We start from the raw sequence: 17487 nt of genomic DNA, 5'->3' as shown, positions 1-17487 counted from the left end.
TCAGACCACAATGGTTTTGAGGCGTTCGGCGATCAAGGCGGCGAGCCGTGCCGCCACCTCGTCCTTATCCATCTCAGGCCATTCCTCGACGCCGGTTTTGGAGACGATCCGTACCTTGTTGCGGTCGCCACCCATCACTCCCGAAGGGCCAACGCCGCTTTCATGCGAGACGTCGTTGGCGACGATGAAATCGGCGCCCTTCTTCCGGAGCTTGGCCTCGGCGTTGCTGACGAGATCCTGCGTCTCGGCCGCGAAGCCGACGACAAGCCCCGGCCGCTGTTTGTGATGGCCGACGCCGGCAAGGATGTCAGGATTTTCGATCATCTGCAGGGCCGGCGGTCCCTCACCCGCCACCTTCTTGATCTTCTCGCCGGCGGCACTGGCGGTGCGCCAATCGGCGACCGCGGCAACGAACACTCCAGCGTCGGCCGGCAAAAGTTGCTCGACCGCCTCCTTCATCTCTGCCGCGGTCTCGACATGCACCGTCGTGACCCCGGCCGGATCGGCGATATTGACCGGCCCGGAGACCAGGCGCACGTCAGCGCCGAGCCTTGCCAACGCGGCCGCGATGGCGTGGCCTTGCTTGCCGGACGAGCGGTTGGCGATGTAGCGCACCGGATCGATCGGCTCATGCGTCGGCCCGGAGGTGACGATGATCCTGCGGCCGGCAAGCGGCTTCGGCCTGGTGTCGAGCAGCGCCTCGATGGCGGCAACGATCTCCAGCGGCTCGGCCATGCGGCCCTGGCCGGCTTCGTTGCTCTCGGCCATCTCGCCTTTCGCCGGCCCGACGAAGGCAATGCCGTCCTTGCCCAGCGTCGCGCGATTGCGGCGCGTCGCCGGATGCGACCACATTTTTGGGTTCATCGCGGGCGCCATCAACACAGGCTTGTCGGTGGCGAGAAGAACGGTCGAGGCGAGATCATTCGCATGGCCATTGGCGAGCTTCGCCATCAAGTCGGCGGTGGCCGGAGCCACGACCAGCAGGTCGGCCTCGCGCGACAGGCGGATATGACCGACATCGTGCTCGTCTTTGCGGTCGAACAAATCGGTGAAGACATGGTCGGCCGAGAGCGCGCCGACCGACAGCGTGGTGACGAACTCCTGCGCCGCTGATGTCATCACCACGCGCACCGCGGCCCCTCGCTCACGCAGCCGGCGGATCAGGTCGAGCGCCTTGTAGGCGGCGATACCACCGCCGACGATGAGCAGGATGCGCTTGCCGGAGAGGCCGCCGCGCGGCAGGACCTTGCTCGCCGCGGCAGCGACCGGCGCCGCCACGCTGCGTGCGCTCGCCAGTTCGCGCAGCGTCTGTTCGATCTGGTCGATGCGGCCGGAAGGACCAAGCTGGCCTTCGACCGCGGCGCGGATCATAACCCGTGCCTGCTCCTCCATCGAGCGGTCGTTCTCCGCCGCCAGTTTCCGCAGCAGATCCTTGACCTCGTCATCGAGGTTGCGAATGGTGATGCTGGCCATATGATTGCACTTTGCTCGACTTCTCTGGAAGCAATGATAGCAATGCAATCAATCTCTGACAAGACGCCGATAATCACTCCAATTCGGTGCGAGCAGAATGATCCTTGCGCCAGAAACGCGCGTCGAGAAGGGTGAGCGATTTTTAATCGTATCTCCCTTAGCCATCGATTCTTCGTGACCCAATAAGGCCTAGGCCATCGGCCACATACCGGAAAACATCCCGCGCCAAGTGGTGAAATGCGTTGGGTTCTGTTTCTGCATAATTGTTGAAGAATTCAAGCAATTTGGAAACTTCACCAATCTCCCGTAAATTTCCAGAAATCAACTCTTTGTTGTCTCCAAATGGATGCTTCATAACAAATCGCATCCTCTGTAAAGCATCTTGATATTTTTCGAGATATATATCCAGTAAAGAATCAATTTCCTGTTCCAAAAAATGCTTACCCATCAATAGAGCCTATCGTTTAACCTGTGGCCACAGTGCCTTGAGCCCTACCTCGACCATAGGTATGGATAGGCTCTAGAAAATCCGCCACGAAATATAGAGCAACGTCAGCGCGATGACCCACAGTGCCAGCCGGCCCGAGCGGGTGTAGCGCGCCTCTGCCTTGCCGATGGCGCGCGCCGTCGTTTCGTCGAAGCGCAGGCCGTGCTCGGCCATCAGGTCGATCTCGCGCGACAGCCGCTCGGTGCGAACGGCAAGGTCCGGCGCCTGGCGGGCCAGCGCCAGCATCGCCCTGGCACCGTCGCGCGCATCGACCAGCAGGCCGCGCGGGCCGAGATTGCCGGCGATCCAGTCGCCGACCACCGGCTCGGCCGTCTTCCACATATTGAAGGCCGGGTCGAGCGTGCGGGCGACGCCTTCGACCACCACCATGGTCTTCTGCAACAGAATCAGTTCCGGCCGCGTCGCCATGTCGAACAGTTCGGTCACTTCGAACAGCAGCGTCAGCAGCTTGGCCATCGAGATGGTCTCGGCCGGCTGGCCATGGATCGGCTCGCCGATGGCGCGGATCGCCTGCGCGAAGGCCGAGACATTGTGCTGGCGCGGCACATAGCCGGCCTCGAAATGCACCTCGGCGACGCGCAGATAGTCGCGGGTGATGAAGCCGTAGAGGATTTCGGCAAGGAAGCGGCGCTCCTTCTTGCCGAGCCGGCCGGCAATGCCGAGATCGACGGCAACGATGGTGCTGTCGGCCTCGACGAACAGGTTTCCCGGATGCATGTCGGCATGGAAGAAGCCGTCGCGCAGCGTATGGCGCAGGAACGACTGGATCAGGTTGGCGGCGATCGCCTTGAGATCGTGACCCGCCTCGGCGAGACCGGCAATGTCGTTCATCTTGACGCCGTCGACCCATTCCATGGTCAGCACATCGCGGCCGGTCCGCTCCCAGTCGACCGACGGCACGCGGAAGCCCGGATCGTCCTTGGTGTTCTCACCAAGCTCCGAAAGTGCTGCCGCCTCTAACCTCAGATCCATCTCGATCTTGGTGGTCTGCGCCAGCGTCTCGGTCACCTCGACCGGCCGCAGCCGGCGCGACGACGGGATGTACTTTTCCTGCAGGCGCGCGGCGAGGAAATAGCTTTCGAGGTCGTGGAAGAAGCGGCGGCGCACACCCGGCCGGATCACCTTCACCGCCACAATGGAGGCAACGCCGTCATGGATGGTCTCGGCGCTGTGCACCTGGGCGATCGACGCGGCAGCAACGGCACCGTCGAAGCTGGCGTAGAGCTCGCCGATCTTGCGCCCCAGCGAGGCTTCGATGGCGGCGATCGCCTCGGCCTGCGGGAACGTATGCATCTTGTCCTGCAGCAGGGCGAGATCGAGCGCCATGTCGTTGCCGACGACATCCGGCCGCGTCGCCAGGAACTGGCCAAGCTTGACGTAGGACGGCCCCAGCCGCACCACCGCCTTGGCCAGCCGGTCGCCGCGCTTGTAGGCAAGCGCGCGGCGGCGGGTGAACAGCCTGGCCATGCGCCAGCCGAATTTCGGCAGGCCGGAAAGCTCCTCGCCCGGCAAGGCGGCGATGACGCCCTCGCGGACCAGCACCCAGCCGGCCCGTGCGAGCCTGAAAGCGGCGCCGACTGTGCTCATCGCTGCACTCGCCTCAAAGCTTCCAGCCCGAATGCAGCGCGGCAATGCCGCCGGAATAGTTGCGGAACGTGACGCGGTCGAAGCCCGCGCGGGTGATCATGGCAGCAAAATTCACCTGATTGGGGAATTTGCGGATCGACTCCACCAGATAGGAATAGGGCTCGCCGTCGCCGGTGACCGCCTGGCCGATCTTCGGGATGGCGTTGAACGACCAGGCCTCGTAGACCTTGTCGAGCAGCGGCATTTCGACTTCGGAAAATTCCAGGCACAGCAAGCGCCCGCCGGGCTTCAGCACGCGATAGGCCTCCGTCAGCGCCACGTCGATGCGCGGCACGTTGCGGATGCCGAAGGCGATCGTATAGGCGTCGAATGTACTATCAGCGAAAGGCAGTTCCTCGGCATTGGCTTCGACGAAATCGGTGTTGTCGGACAGGCCTTTCTTCTCGGCCCGGTCGCGGCCGACGGCGAGCATAGAGCCGTTGATGTCGAGCACCGTCGCGTGCGCGTTGCCGTGGCTCGCCTCGACGATGCGGAAGGCGATGTCGCCGGTGCCGCCGGCAACATCGAGCACCTGCCAGCCAGGCCGTTTCGGCGGATTGAGCCATGTCACCATGGCTTCCTTCCACAGCCGGTGCAGCCCGGCCGACATCAGGTCGTTCATCAGGTCGTAGCGGTTCGCCACCTTGTGGAAAACGTCGTTGACCAGCGACTGCTTGTCGTCTGCCCCTACCCGCTTGAAACCATAGGAGGTTTCCATGCCGCCCGCGGCCGTGGTTCTCTCAACTGACATTATTTTGATCCGTCATAAAACCGGCGGGACCATAGCCGATCGATTGTGCGGGCGCTATTGTTTAAGGCGCGGTGTTCGGCCGCGCTTCCAGGTGGTGGGCCTATGCGACCTGGACCGACGTGACGGGATGATTGAATGCCTTTGAAAGCGGAACTGCACTGCCACATAGAAGGGGCAGCGGCGCCCGAACTCGTCGTCAGCCAGGCGCGCAAATACGGCAAGGACACGTCGCCCTATATCCAGAACGGCTCCTTCGTCTGGCACGATTTCACTTCCTTTCTGGCCGCCTACGATTTCTCGTCCGACCTGTTCCGCACCGAAGAGGACTATGCGCGCCTCGCCGACCACTACCTGACCAGCCTTGCCCGCGACGGCGCCATCTATTCCGAGGTCTTCACTTCACCGGATCACGCCAAAAAGGCCGGCCTGTCGGCCAAGGCATATACGGACGCGCTCGGCGAAGGCATGGCCCGCGCCAAGGCCAAGACCGGCATCGAGGGCCGCATGATCGTCACCGGCGTGCGCCATGTCGGCGTCGAATCGATCGAGCAGGCGGCACGCTTTGCCGCCCGCTGCGGGCATCCGCTGGTGACCGGCTTCGGCGTCGCCGGCGACGAGCGCATGGGAGATTTCGAGGACTATGTCCGCGCCTTCGAGATCGCCCGCGAGGCAGGGCTCGGCATCACCATCCATGCCGGCGAACTGATGGGCTGGGAGAGCGTCAAGGCAGCGCTCGACCACATCCGCCCCTCCCGCATCGGCCACGGCGTGCGCGCCATCGAGAATCCCGACCTTGTCCGCCGCATCGCCGACGAGGGCGTGGTGCTCGAATGCTGCCCGGGCTCGAATATCGCGCTGAAAGTCTTCGACAGTTTCGCTGACCATCCCTTTCCGGCGCTCAAGGCGGCAGGCTGCAAGGTGACGCTCAACTCCGACGACCCGCCCTATTTCTGGACCTCGCTGAAGCGCGAATACGACATCGCCGCCGAGCATTTCGCCATGAACGACAAGGCGCTCACGGCTGTCACCAAGACGGCAATCGAGGCGGCATTCGTCGATAGGAAGACGAAGACGGCGCTTCTCGCCCGGCTCAACGGCGCTTCGCGCTGATCTTTTCACCGGCAAATTTCCGCCAAAAACTGTGATCGGTGGCGGCCAAGCGGTTCCTTGCCCGCCGCATTGCCGCTAGGGTCTTTCGAATTGCCGGAATTCCAGGAGAGCACCATGCAGGGCGTCACCGTCGTCGACCACCCGCTTGTCCAACACAAGCTGACCATCATGCGCAAGAAGGAGACCTCGACAGCCGGCTTCCGGCGGCTGCTGCGCGAGATCTCGCTGCTTCTGGGCTACGAGGTGACCCGCAATCTCGAATTGACGACGACCGAGATCGAGACGCCGATCGAGACCATGGAAGCGCCGACGCTCGAGGGCAAGAAGCTGGTCTTCGCCTCGGTGCTGCGCGCCGGCAACGGCCTGCTCGAAGGCCTGCTCGACCTGGTGCCGGCGGCGCGCGTCGCCCATATCGGGCTTTACCGCGACCATGAAACGCTTGAGGCGGTGGAATATTTCTTCAAGGCGCCAAGCGATCTCGCCGACCGGCTGGTGATCGTCGTCGACCCGATGCTGGCGACCGCCAATTCGGCGATTGCGGCGATCGACAAGCTGAAGGGCCGCGGCGCCACCAACATCCGCTTCCTGTGCCTTCTGGCGGCCCCCGAAGGCATCGAGCGCTTCATCAAGGCGCATCCGGATGTCCCGGTCTTCACCGCCTCCATCGATCGCCAGCTCAACGACAAGGGCTATATCATGCCCGGCCTCGGCGATGCCGGCGACCGCATGTACGGAACGAAGTGACGGCGACTTGAGCCTTCCGCCGACAGCTGCCGGGTTGTTTACCAATCGTTTACGCAAAGGCGCGGTTCCCGCGCGCGTTAAAGCTGAAAGCACCATGTCGGCGTAGAAATGCGGCCTTCACGAAGGTCCATTCATGCTGCGCAAGCTTCTCTTCCTTGGCGTCTTTGCCGGAACCTCGGCATCGATCCCGATCGTCTATCAGTCGAACCCTGAGATGCTGGACGGACTGCTGAGATCGGCCGTCGCCTCCAAGCCGGCAGTCGAAACGCAGCCGGACCTCAATCTCGCCTCGGTGCCGGACAAGCAGGTCGCCCCCCTGCCGCTTGGCCGCAAGGTGGTGGTCAACGCCGACGCGCGCGGCCATTTCACTTCGGCCTTCAAGTTCAACGGCCGTCAGGTCGACGGCATGATCGACACCGGCGCCACATTGGTCGCCATCAACACCTCCACGGCGCGCCGGATCGGCATCTCGCTCAATCCGTCGGATTTCATCCATCAGGTCAACACCGCCAACGGCGCCATCAAGGCGGCGGTGGTCACTCTTGACCGTCTGCAGATCGGCAAGATCTCGGTCGATAACATCCAGGCGGTCGTGCTCGACGACAAGGCGCTGCGCACCAACCTGATCGGCATGAGCTTTCTGCAGAAGCTGCAGAAATATGAGGTCGAAAACGGCGCGCTGCTGCTTGTCCAGTAGGACAACGACACCCTATCCGCGCGGCAGGATCCGCCGCATCACGGTCTTTTCAGCCGCCGGCTTCGAAGCGCCGATCGTATAGGCCGCAAGCACGGCGGCCGCAGCCGCTTCCGCATCCGACTCTGAACGGGCATGAACCACCGCCAGCGCCTCGCCGGCCGGCACCTCAGCCCCGACCGGCAACAGCCTTGTGATGCCGACCGCATGGTCGATCCTGTCGTCGGGCCGGGTGCGCCCGCCACCGAGGCCGACGACGGCAAGCCCGATGTCGCGCGTCGCAATGCCGGTGACAAAACCGTTTTCTGGCGCCTTCACGGCCAGTTCCACCGGTGCCTTGGCCAGATATTTTTCCGGTCTGTCGACGAAATCGGCGGGACCGCCGAGTGCCGCCACCATGCGCTGGAAGGCAGCGGCCGCGCGACCGCCGGCAAGCGTCTCGGCGGCGCGCCTGATGCCGTCCTGATTGGACGCAGCCAGCCCGGCCGATTGCAGCATTTCGGCGGCCAGCGCCAGCGTCACATCCTCCAGCCGCTTGTCGCGAAAACGGCCGGTGAGAAAATCGACGGCATTGCGCACCTCGACCGCGTTGCCGGCGGCGGACGCCAGCGGCTCGTTCATGCCGGTGACCAAAGCCGAAGCCTTCAAGCCCGCACCATTGGCGACCTCGACCAGGCTGTTGGCCAGTGCGGTGGCATCGCGCGACTTCTCCATGAAGGCGCCGTTGCCGACCTTGACGTCGAGCACCAGCGAGCCGAGCCCCGCGGCAAGCTTCTTCGACAGGATCGAGGAGGTGATCAGCGGCACCGATTCCACCGTCCCCGTCACGTCGCGGATCGCATAGAAACGGCGGTCGGCGGGCGCCAGATCGCCGGTCTGGCCGATAATGGCGCAGCCGGTTTCGAGCACGGTCTTGCGGAAGAGCGCCAGATCCGGCTGGCTGATGTAGCCGGGGATGGCATCCATCTTGTCCAGCGTGCCGCCGGTATGACCAAGGCCGCGACCGGAGATCATCGGCACATAGGCGCCGCAGGCCGCGACGATCGGCGCCAGCATCAGCGAGACATTGTCGCCGACGCCGCCCGTCGAATGCTTGTCGGTGACCGGACCGGGCAGATCCGACCAGTCGAGCACGTCGCCGGAATCGCGCATGGCAATCGTCAGCGCCACCGCCTCCTCGCGGCTCATGCCGTTGAAGAACACCGCCATGGCGAAAGCGCCGACCTGTCCTTCGGTGACGCTGCCGGCGGTGAGTCCGTCGACGAAGCTGGCGATCTCAGGCACGGACAATCTGTGGCCGTCGCGCTTGCGGCGAATGATTTCCTGGGGAAGCATCCGGCCTAGACCTTACTCTCCGGCAGCCCGTCCTGGAACACGCGCTTGAGGATTGTCGCCAGCCGCGCGCCGCCGTGCGGCGCCATGTCCTTGGTTTCCTGATGCGAAAGCTCAGCCCCGGTCATCCCGGCGGCGAGGTTGGTGATGACCGAGCAGGCGGCGACGCGCAAACCGAGGAAGCGGGCGAGAATGACTTCCGGCACCGTCGACATGCCGACGGCATTGGCGCCCATGATGCGCGCCATGCGGATTTCGGCCGGCGTCTCGAAGCAAGGGCCGGAAAACCACATGTAGACGCCCTTGTGCAGGCTGGTGCCGGTCGCCTTGGCCGCCTTCTCGATCGCCTTGCGCAGACCCGCATCATAGGCTTCGGTGAGGCCGACGAAGCGGCGGTCGCTGGGTTCGCCGATCAGTGGGTTGGAGCCCGAGAAATTGATGTGGTCGGTGATAAGCATCACCGAGCCCGGCCCCATCTCCGGATCGACCGAGCCGGCGGCGTTGGTGAGCATCAATTGCGAAATGCCGATGCCGGCCAGCACCTCCAGCGCCGGACGCATCGCAGCCGCGTTGCCGTGCTCGTAATAATGGGCGCGGCCGGACAGCATCAGCACCGGCGTACCGGCAAAATGCCCTGCCACCACCTCGCCGGCATGGCCGCTGACGCCGCTTCTCGGGAAGCCCGGTAGCTCGGCATAGGAGATGCGCCGGGCGTCCTCGACCTGATCGACGAGGCCGCCAAGACCTGAACCCAGCACCAGCGCGACTGTCGGTGCCAGCCCGTCCAGCCTTTCGACGAGATGATCCAGAGCTTTTTCAATCATTTCAGCCAGCTCTTCATTTCAACCAACTCTTCATTTCAGCCAACTCTTCATTTCAAAATATCGCCCTTGAAGCCGTAGGGCAGCATCTCGCCCATCGTCACGGTCTCGACCACGCCGCCATTGTCGCAAAGGTAGAGTTTCGTCTCCGGCCGGCAGAATTCCGCCAGCCTCTGCCGGCAGCCGCCGCAGGGCGAGCATTTAGCCATCCGCTCGGCAATGACCGCGATTTCGGTGATCTTGCCGCCGCCGCCCATGATATAGTGGCCGAGCGCCGTGGTCTCGGCGCACCAGCCCTCGGGATAGGACGCCACCTCGATGTTGGCGCCGGCAAAAACCCGGCCATCCTCTGTACGCAGCGCCGCGCCCACCGGGAATTTCGAATAGGGTGCATAGGCCTTGGCCATCGCCGCTTTGGCCGCTTCGAACAGATCATGCGACATTCAGGTGTTCTCTCCCACGATCTTGTTCAAAAGCCGGTATTCGTTGGCAGATGCCGATTTCCGCGTCGCGATCGCTCAGCGTTCCTTGACATAGGGCACGCCGCCGGCGCGCGGCGGGATCGCCTTGCCGATGAAACCGGCAAGCAGGATCACGGTCAGCACATAGGGCAGCGCCTGCATGAACTGCACCGGCACCTTGCCGATCAAAGGCAGCGGCGTGCCTTGCAGGCGGATCGACAGTGCGTCGAGGAAGCCGAACAAGAGGCAGGCGAACATGGCGTTGACCGGCTTCCATTTGGCGAAGATCAGCGCCGCCAGCGCGATATAGCCTTTGCCGGCGGTCATGTCCTTTACGAAGCCGCCATTCTGCACCATCGACAGATAGGCGCCGGCGACGCCGGTCAGAATGCCGGTGCAGATCAGCGCCCGGTAGCGCAGCCAGGCGACCGAGATGCCGGCCGTGTCGACGGCCGCCGGGTTTTCGCCGACAGCGCGCAGCCTGAGCCCGAAGCGGGTGCGGAACAGCACCCACCAGGTGAACGGCACCATCAGGAAGGCGATGTAGACCAGGATCGAGTGGCCGGAGATCAGCTCCGAATAGATCGGCCCGATGATCGGCACGCCCCGCACCGCGTCGACGCCGGGCCAGGTGATCGCCTCGAAGCGTTCGCCCGGCGCCAGCGCCGGCGTACGCCCGCCCTGCTGGAACCAGTGCTGGCCGAGCATGATGGTCGAACCGGCGGCGATGAAGTTGATCGCCACGCCGGAGACGATCTGGTTGCCGCGATGGGTGATCGAGGCAAAGCCGTGGATGAGGGCGAAAGCAACCGAGATCAGGATCGCCATGCCGAGGCCGAGAAAGGCAGAGTGGAAGACCGAGGCGGCCGCAGCACCGGCGAAGGCGCCGACCAGCATCTTGCCTTCCAGCCCGATGTCGAAAACACCCGCCCGCTCCGAATAGAGGCCGGCAAGGCAGGCCAGCAGCAGCGGCACCGACAGGCGGATGGTCGAGTCGAGTATCTGCACGATGGCGATGAAGATATCCATCTCAGGCGCCCTTCCCCTTGACCGCTTCGATGCCCACCGTTTTCGGGCTGATCGAAGCGAACAGCGCCTGGATGTAGGGCCGGAACATGTGCTCGAGCGCGCCGGCGAACAGGATGACCAGGCCCTGGATGATGACGATCATGTCGCGGGAAATCGCCGGCATCTCGAAGGCGAGTTCGGCGCCGCCCTGGTAGAGCATGCCGAACAGGATCGCCGCCAGCACGATGCCGACCGGGTGCAGGCGCCCCATCAGCGCCACCGCGATGCCGACGAAACCGGCGCCGGAGACGAAATCGAGCGCGACATTGTGCTGGTCACCCATCGTCGGGTTGAGCGCCATCATGCCGGCCAATGCGCCCGAGATCATCATGGCGACGATGACGATGCGGGTTTCCGAAATGCCGGCATAGCGTGCCGCCTTCGGGCTGTGGCCGTAGGTGCGCATCTCGTAGCCGAGCTTGGTGCGCCAGATCAGCAGCCAGACCAGATAGGCCATGACCAGCGCCAGCAGGAAACTGATGTTGAGCGGGGCCGAGCGGATCTTGGCGCCGAACAGTTCGATGACCCAGTTGAGCTTCGGCAGTTGCGCGCCGTCGAGGAAGGTGCGCGTCTGCGGCGCCATCGAAATGGCCGGCTTCAGGAAGCCGACGAGTGCATAGACCATGACGCTGGCGGCGATGAAGTTGAACATGATGGTGGTGATGACGATGTGCGAGCCGCGCCTGGCCTGCAGATAGGCCGGGATCAGCGCCCACAGCGCCCCCATCGCCGCGGATGCAATGATCGCCAGCGGAAAGGTCAGCCACCACGGCAGCACGCTGTCGAAGGCCAGGCAGACGACACCAATGCCGAGCCCCGCAATGTAGCCTTGGCCCTCGCCACCGATGTTGAACAGGCCGCAATGCGCCGCGACCGCCACCGAAAGCCCGCTGAAGATGAAGGTGGTGGCGTAGAAAAGCGTAAACGCAATGCCCGTGCCCCTGCCGAAGGCGCCTTCGACCAGGATGACCGCGGCGCGGAACGGATTTTCTCCGACCAAAAGCACCACGAAGCCGGCGACGACGAAGGCGACGAACAGATTGATCACCGGGATCAGGCCATAATCGGCCCAGGCTGGCAGCTTGGCGTAAGGCGTGCTCATTCCGCGGCCTCCCGCTGCTCGACACCGGCCATCAGCAGGCCGAGTTCGCCCTCGCTCGCCTCCGGGCCTCGCTCGCCGACGATGCGGCCGGCAAACATCACCAGGATGCGGTCGGAGAGCGATCGGATCTCGTCGAGCTCGACCGACACCACCAGCACTGCCTTGCCCTGGTCGCGCATGGCGATCAGTCGCTTGTGGATGAACTCGATGGCGCCGACATCGACGCCGCGCGTCGGCTGGCCGACGATCAGCACGCCCGGATCCTGTTCCATCTCCCGCGCCAGCACGATCTTCTGCTGGTTGCCGCCGGAGAAATTGGCGGTCTTGAGCCGGCAGTCCGCCGGGCGGATGTCGTATTTGGTGATCTTGTCCTTGGCATCGTTGCGGATGGCGTCGATGTCGAGCAGCGGCCCCTTCAGGTAGCGAGGGTCGTCGTGATAGCCGAGAATCGAATTCTCGTTCTCCTCGAAGGCCAGCACCAGGCCGACATGATGGCGGTCCTCCGGCACATGGGCGAGGCCGCGGTCGCGCAATTCGCCCGGGTCTGCCTTGCCGGTAAGGTCGATCGGCTTGCCGTCGAGCATGACCGAGCCGGAGACGGCGTGCCTAATGCCGGATATCGCCTCGAGCAGTTCGGACTGGCCGTTGCCGGCGACACCGGCGATGCCGACGATCTCGCCGGCGCGCAGGTCGAAGGAAACGTCGTCGACCATGGTGACGCCGCGAGTATCCTTCACCGTCAAATTCTTGACCGCGAGCTTGACGCCGCCGGCTTCCGCCTCGCCCTTCTCGACCCTCAGCAGCACACGCCGCCCGACCATCAGCTCGGCCAGTTCCTCGACCGTCGTCTTCTTGGTTTCCCTGGTTGCCACCATTGTACCCTGGCGCATCACTGAGACCGTGTCGGTGATGGCCATGATCTCGCGCAATTTGTGGGTGATCAGCACCACCGTTTTTCCCTGTTCCTTCAATTGCTTGAGGATGCGGAACAGGTGGTCGGCCTCGGCCGGCGTCAACACGCCCGTCGGCTCGTCTAGGATCAGGATCTCGGCGCCGCGATAGAGCGCCTTGAGTATCTCGACGCGCTGCTGCAGGCCGACCGGCAATTCCTCGATGATCGCGTCGGGATCGACCTCGAGCCCGTATTCGCGCTCGAGCCGCTCCAGCTCGGAACGCGCCTTGGCGATGCTCTTCTTCAACAGCGCGTCGCTTTCAGCACCGAGAATGACATTTTCCAGCACCGAGAAATTATCGACCAGCATGAAGTGCTGGTGCACCATGCCGATGCCCAGCGCGATCGCATCATTGGGCGTCTTGATCGATGCCGGCTGGCCGCCGACGCGGATCTCGCCGCTGTCGGCCTGGTAGAAACCATAGAGGATCGACATCAGCGTCGACTTGCCGGCGCCGTTCTCGCCGACGATGCCGTGGATGGTGCCGCGAACGATTTCCAGATTGATGTCGCGATTGGCGCGCACGGCGCCAAAACTCTTGTTGATGCCGATCAGCTCGATTGCGGCTTGCGCCATGTCCCACTCTTATTTTTATCGCTTGGTCAAAACGCCTAGCATGACACCCCGCCCGTGCCAATTGGCCGGAGTGCCGTCCACTCTCGACAAATCCCCGCGCGCTTGTCAATTTCGAACGTGCCCGGGACCTTCACATTCGCTAATATGGACATGCGGTATGGGAGCCGCGCAACGGACCGGGGTTTTGAATGATTATGCCTGCCGACCGGCTGACGACGCTGGAAATCCGCGCCGCCGAGCAGGAAAAGACGATCGAGGAACTGTCCGGCCAGATCGCCGAGCAGTGGAAGGTGATCGAGCGCATGCAGCGCAAGCTCGACGCGCTGACCGACCGGTTCCTGGCGCTGGAGGAGCAGGCGGCGCCCGACGTGCCGGTGACCAAGCCGCCGCACTGGTGAGGGAGGGAGAAGCGCCATGGCCAGTGAAAGCGACCGCATCGCTCGTGCCGGCGACTATGTGCTTGGCCTGATGAACGACAGGGACCGCCAGCGCGCCGAGCGCGATCTGGAGATCGACCCTGCTTTCCGCGACACGGTGCTGCGGCTCGCCGAGCGCATGCGTGTCTTCGACGACGCTGCACCTGTGAACGGAGCGTCCGATAATCGCTGGAAACAGGTCTCGCAGCGCATAGCCGAACTGCCGCAGATGCGGCTGGCCGCCCTTGGCGAGGCGGAAGAAGCCAAGCCGCCCGTCATGATCCACAGGCTGGAGCGCCAACCCTACGGCGTCGGGCTGCATTCCTCCGGCGGGCGCCGCGGAACCGTCATCGCCATTGCCCTGGTCACCGCCTTCGCGCTCGGCTATCTGGCCGGACAGCTATAGGCGGAGCTTGCGCGACATCAACTGCATCGGCCCGCTGTCCTGTTCGAACGTCTCGACCGCAGCCCAGCCAAGCCTGGCGTAGAAATCGCGCGCTTCCCAGGTGTAGAGATAGAGCACATCGACGCCGAGCGACGCGGCACGCGCCTCGACCGCACCGACCAGCGCCGTGCCGATCCCGCGGCCGCGATATCCGGCATCGACGACAAGCCCGGCGAGCCAGGGCGTCAAATCATGCGCCGATTCCAGTTCGTTGCGGACCAGCAGACAGGTCCCGATCGCGACATCACCGTCACGAGCCACGAAAGCGGCTTCGAAGCTGTCTCCTGCCGAAAGCCTGTTGAGGTCGGCGATGTCCTGCTCGAGAGTCCTTCCCGTTCCCTCGAAGAAGGCATCGAGGCGCATCCGTGCAACGGCCTCGACATCGCGAGCTTCCATGAGGCCGATTGTCGGCTGCATCGTTTCTCCAGGTTCCGACCTTAGCGGACGCTGCCCAGTCGACCAGTTCCAGTCAAAACAAAACCGCCGGACGATGCCCGGCGGTTTGCAAACTGATATTGGCCGATCAATACGGGCAGGCGTTGTCCGACATGTAGTCGTGCACCTTGACGGTGCCGGCGATGATGTCGGCCTTTGCCTTCTCGACGGCCGTCTTCATCGCGTCATCGACAAGCGCCTTGTTGTTGTCGTCCATGGCGTAGTCGACGCCGCCTTCCTTGAGGCCGAGGTCGTTGATGCCGCCGGTGAACTTGTCGTTCTTGGCGTCCATGAAGGTGTTGTAGACAGCGACGTCGACGCGCTTGACCATCGAGGTCAGCACCTTGCCGGGCTGCAGACCGTTCTGGTTGGAATCGACGCCGATGCCGAGCTTGCCGGAATCGGCAGCCGCCTGCAGCACGCCGACGCCGGTGCCGCCGGCCGCAGCGTAGATCACGTCCGCGCCCTGGTCGATCTGCGTCTTGGCGATCTCGCCGCCCTTGGCCGGATCGTTCCAGGCGGCCGGCGTGTCACCCGTCATGTTCTGGATGACGTCGGTCGCCCCTGCCGACTTGGCGCCGCCGACATAGCCGCAGCCGAACTTGCGGATCAGCGGAATGTCCATGCCGCCGATGAAGCCCACCTTCTTGGACTTCGAGGCCATCGCCGCCATCACGCCGACCAGGTAGGAGCCTTCCTGCTCCTTGTAGACGACGGAGCGGACATTGGGCTTGTCGACGACCATGTCGATGATGGCGAACTTGGTGTCGGGGAATTCGGTGGCGATCTTGTCCAGCGCGTCAGCCCAGGAGAAGCCAGCCATGACGATCGGATTGCGGCCGTCCTCGGCGAAGCGGCGCAACGCCTGCTCGCGCTGGGTGGCGTTGGAGACCTCGAATTCGACATAGGCAATGCCGGTCTCGGTCTTGAATTTTTCAGCGCCGTTGTAGGACGCCTCGTTGAAGGATTTGTCGAACTTGCCGCCAAGATCATAGAGAATGGCTGGCTGGATATCGGCGGCGAAGGCCGGAAGAACCATTACGGTTGCGGCCAGGAGGCCGAGAACGATACGTTTCATGTGATCCACACCCTGTCGGTTATTTTTCCGTTGTACACCGCGTCCTGCCCGGTTCTCCGGCAGGCACGCGACGTCAGGCAGGAGTGTACTCCCCTCCCGCTCCGGGCCAATCTGGCACGGCCCGAAACAAAATTCACGCGGAATTTTGACCTTTTGGAAAAGCATGCCGCGGGCGGGTTGCGGCGCGCACCATTCCATTCGCCAGGCCGCCGTAAGGTTGTTCGTGCTGGTGGTCCGCAAACGTCAGGTCGCGGCGAATTCATTGCGCCGCTGCCGCCGGTAGCCGACGGCATAGAGCAGGAAGGCCAGCACCGCGAACACGGCAAAGCCGGGCTGGCCGAGCACAAAGGCGATGGCGCCGTCCCACAGCAGGGGGCTGGCCTTTTCGCGCACATAGCTTTCGAAGGCCGCGCGGGTGTCGGGGGAAACCGCCAGCCAGCTTGCGTTGAGCGGCGTCATGACAAGCGCCGAGGCCGCCACCGAGCGCGTCGCGTCGATCACCGCCATGATGACGGAAATCGAAAGCGCGACCATCGCCGCGAGACGAAAGATGAAACGGAACATCAGACTTCCTCCCCAGGATTTCCCTGGCCCTCCCTCGGACCCGGGTATCTCCCCTTCCCAACCGAGAGATAGAACGCGCCTGACCGGACGGCAATCGTGACACGCGAATTTGAAAGCGCTCTAAGTCGCCGGCTTGCGTCTTCGCCGGTTGACACGCCAGACGGCGAACAGCCCGCCGGCGATAGCGCCGACAACCAGCCCGGCCAGGCCGATGAACACGGCGAAATAGCCGCAGGCGCCTTCGAAGCAGCTCATGTCCGTAATTTCGGCGATCAGCGAGCCGGCGGCAAATCCGACGCCGGCGCCGAGCACAGCGCCGAGGAGGATACCGAGCAAGGCGGCAACGACCGACACCAGAACCGACGGGCTCTCGCTTTCCGGACTGGCATAGACCGTCTCGGAGCCCGAGCCGCGGCGCAGGAGATAGATGCAGAGCACGCCGATGGCGATTTCGCCCAGGCTGAAGACAAGCCCTCGCGCTGAAAAGCCGAAATCCGGCGCGAGCAGCACATAGGCCAGCCTCGCCGCCAGCCAGACGATGGTGACGACTTGCCAGATGATGAAATGACGCGGAAAGCGCGCCGAGCGGTTGAAGGCAAGGCCGAGCAGATAGAGACCCCACAGAATGGTGACGATACCGCCGGCAAGACCGCTGTAAACGAAGTATGCGACACTGTCCGGCAGGTCGTAGCCGCCGATCACCCGCCATGACGAGACCAGGCCATAGGCCGAAAGCGCCATCGTGATGCAAAGCCACGCGACCGGCACATAGGACAGGCCGCTGTCCGGCCGTCTGGCCGGCTCCTGGTTGATCGATGTCATATGCCGACAATGCCCCCGCAAAGCCCTACATCCACTCGACAGGGGACGGCCGGCGAAGTCAAGCAACGAACAGGCTCTGCCGCACCGCCTGTGCACATCATTCGCCCGCCGGCATGGCCGAAAAGCACCGCGCCGGCGGCATCGCTAACGATCCGTGCGCGGCAAAGCCGGCGAAGCGCCATTATGGCTTGGCATTCGCCGCGGGATCGACTAGATGAGCCCCGCGCCTGTTGCTTTGACGGCTTCAGGTGCGGGGAAGGGTCGCTCGCCGGTTGACGGCACCCCACGACGCGGAGGTTCCGCCCCCAAGGGAATGCATGTCCCCAACCCGCGCGGCAAAACCGGCCGGCGCGCCATGCAAGGACGGAGAGGTGGCCGAGTGGTTGAAGGCGCACGCCTGGAAAGTGTGTTTACGGGAGACCGTAACGCGGGTTCGAATCCCGCTCTCTCCGCCAGCTCACTCAGCTAAAAACCGTTTGTTTTCAAAAAGTTCGTTGTGACTCTTGAC

The 17487-nt window shown here is 63.7% G+C and carries 19 protein-coding genes and 1 tRNA gene; 6 read left to right on the top strand and 14 right to left on the bottom strand.

What is annotated here, in order from left to right:
- From coaBC to ubiE, 4 genes are all read right to left on the bottom strand, one after another.
- Positions 1–1473, bottom strand: a complete 1473-nt coding sequence (coaBC, locus tag DH08_RS02640) for a bifunctional phosphopantothenoylcysteine decarboxylase/phosphopantothenate--cysteine ligase CoaBC (RefSeq protein WP_210328509.1) — start codon at positions 1471–1473, stop codon at positions 1–3.
- 157 nt (positions 1474–1630) lie between these two features.
- Positions 1631–1921 (bottom strand): hypothetical protein, encoded by a 291-nt coding sequence (locus DH08_RS02635; protein WP_192177762.1) that lies wholly within the window; start codon positions 1919–1921, stop codon positions 1631–1633.
- A 72-nt stretch (positions 1922–1993) separates the two neighbouring features.
- Positions 1994–3568, bottom strand: coding sequence for a 2-polyprenylphenol 6-hydroxylase (ubiB, locus tag DH08_RS02630; protein WP_192177761.1), 1575 nt, complete (start codon positions 3566–3568; stop codon positions 1994–1996).
- A gap of 13 nt (positions 3569–3581) precedes the next feature.
- Entirely contained in the window at positions 3582–4358 is a 777-nt protein-coding gene (gene ubiE, locus DH08_RS02625) for a bifunctional demethylmenaquinone methyltransferase/2-methoxy-6-polyprenyl-1,4-benzoquinol methylase UbiE (RefSeq protein ID WP_192177760.1), read from the bottom strand.
- Positions 4359–4493: 135 nt separating this feature from the next.
- On the opposite strand from ubiE, the gene DH08_RS02620 reads away from it, so the two are divergent.
- From DH08_RS02620 to DH08_RS02610, 3 genes are all read left to right on the top strand, one after another.
- Positions 4494–5468: an adenosine deaminase gene (locus tag DH08_RS02620; protein ID WP_192177759.1), complete on the top strand. Its 975-nt coding sequence runs from the start codon at positions 4494–4496 to the stop codon at positions 5466–5468.
- Positions 5469–5582: 114 nt separating this feature from the next.
- On the top strand, positions 5583–6212 hold the full coding sequence (gene upp / locus DH08_RS02615) for a uracil phosphoribosyltransferase (RefSeq protein WP_006203161.1): 630 nt from the start codon (positions 5583–5585) through the stop codon (positions 6210–6212).
- Positions 6213–6345: 133 nt separating this feature from the next.
- Positions 6346–6909, top strand: a complete 564-nt coding sequence (locus DH08_RS02610) for a TIGR02281 family clan AA aspartic protease (protein ID WP_192177758.1) — start codon at positions 6346–6348, stop codon at positions 6907–6909.
- Positions 6910–6921: 12 nt separating this feature from the next.
- Here the strand turns inward: DH08_RS02610 and deoA are convergent, their stop codons facing one another.
- From deoA to DH08_RS02580, 6 genes are all read right to left on the bottom strand, one after another.
- The gene (deoA, locus tag DH08_RS02605) at positions 6922–8241 is read right to left on the bottom strand and encodes a thymidine phosphorylase (RefSeq protein WP_192177757.1); all 1320 of its coding nucleotides are present in this window, start codon (positions 8239–8241) and stop codon (positions 6922–6924) included.
- A gap of 5 nt (positions 8242–8246) precedes the next feature.
- On the bottom strand, positions 8247–9062 hold the full coding sequence (locus DH08_RS02600) for a purine-nucleoside phosphorylase (protein ID WP_192177756.1): 816 nt from the start codon (positions 9060–9062) through the stop codon (positions 8247–8249).
- Positions 9063–9109: 47 nt separating this feature from the next.
- A complete protein-coding gene (gene cdd, locus DH08_RS02595) occupies positions 9110–9502 on the bottom strand; it encodes a cytidine deaminase (protein WP_006203166.1) in 393 nt (130 codons plus the stop codon).
- Between the two features lie 75 nt (positions 9503–9577).
- Positions 9578–10549, bottom strand: a complete 972-nt coding sequence (locus tag DH08_RS02590; RefSeq protein WP_192177755.1) for an ABC transporter permease — start codon at positions 10547–10549, stop codon at positions 9578–9580.
- Position 10550: 1 nt separating this feature from the next.
- Positions 10551–11690: an ABC transporter permease gene (locus DH08_RS02585; RefSeq protein ID WP_192177754.1), complete on the bottom strand. Its 1140-nt coding sequence runs from the start codon at positions 11688–11690 to the stop codon at positions 10551–10553.
- Positions 11687–13219 (bottom strand): ABC transporter ATP-binding protein, encoded by a 1533-nt coding sequence (locus DH08_RS02580; protein ID WP_192177753.1) that lies wholly within the window; start codon positions 13217–13219, stop codon positions 11687–11689. The genes DH08_RS02585 and DH08_RS02580 overlap by 4 nt, the downstream gene beginning before the upstream one ends.
- A gap of 191 nt (positions 13220–13410) precedes the next feature.
- On the opposite strand from DH08_RS02580, the gene DH08_RS02575 reads away from it, so the two are divergent.
- Both DH08_RS02575 and DH08_RS02570 read left to right on the top strand, forming a co-directional pair.
- Entirely contained in the window at positions 13411–13617 is a 207-nt protein-coding gene (locus tag DH08_RS02575) for a SlyX family protein (protein WP_123151274.1), read from the top strand.
- Between the two features lie 16 nt (positions 13618–13633).
- On the top strand, positions 13634–14041 hold the full coding sequence (locus tag DH08_RS02570) for a hypothetical protein (RefSeq protein WP_192177752.1): 408 nt from the start codon (positions 13634–13636) through the stop codon (positions 14039–14041).
- Here DH08_RS02570 and DH08_RS02565 read toward each other — a convergent pair.
- The 4 genes from DH08_RS02565 to DH08_RS02550 all read right to left on the bottom strand — a co-directional run bounded on the left by DH08_RS02565 (position 14036) and on the right by DH08_RS02550 (position 16979).
- Entirely contained in the window at positions 14036–14497 is a 462-nt protein-coding gene (locus DH08_RS02565; RefSeq protein ID WP_192177751.1) for a GNAT family N-acetyltransferase, read from the bottom strand. The genes DH08_RS02570 and DH08_RS02565 overlap by 6 nt on opposite strands.
- A gap of 106 nt (positions 14498–14603) precedes the next feature.
- Positions 14604–15593 carry a BMP family lipoprotein gene (locus DH08_RS02560; protein ID WP_192177750.1) on the bottom strand — a complete coding sequence of 330 codons (990 nt, stop codon included), beginning with the start codon at positions 15591–15593 and terminating at the stop codon, positions 14604–14606.
- Positions 15594–15836: 243 nt separating this feature from the next.
- Positions 15837–16157, bottom strand: coding sequence for a hypothetical protein (locus DH08_RS02555; RefSeq protein ID WP_192177749.1), 321 nt, complete (start codon positions 16155–16157; stop codon positions 15837–15839).
- Positions 16158–16277: 120 nt separating this feature from the next.
- Positions 16278–16979, bottom strand: a complete 702-nt coding sequence (locus DH08_RS02550; RefSeq protein ID WP_192177748.1) for a DUF2569 family protein — start codon at positions 16977–16979, stop codon at positions 16278–16280.
- A gap of 365 nt (positions 16980–17344) precedes the next feature.
- Here DH08_RS02550 and DH08_RS02545 point away from each other — a divergent pair.
- Positions 17345–17434: transfer RNA gene (locus DH08_RS02545), tRNA-Ser, on the top strand.
- The last annotated feature ends 53 nt before the right edge of the window (positions 17435–17487 follow it).

The organism is Mesorhizobium amorphae, from assembly GCF_014843845.1.
GTDB classification, from domain to species: domain Bacteria; phylum Pseudomonadota; class Alphaproteobacteria; order Rhizobiales; family Rhizobiaceae; genus Mesorhizobium; species Mesorhizobium amorphae_A.
This window is presented reverse-complemented; position numbering and strand designations above follow the sequence as displayed.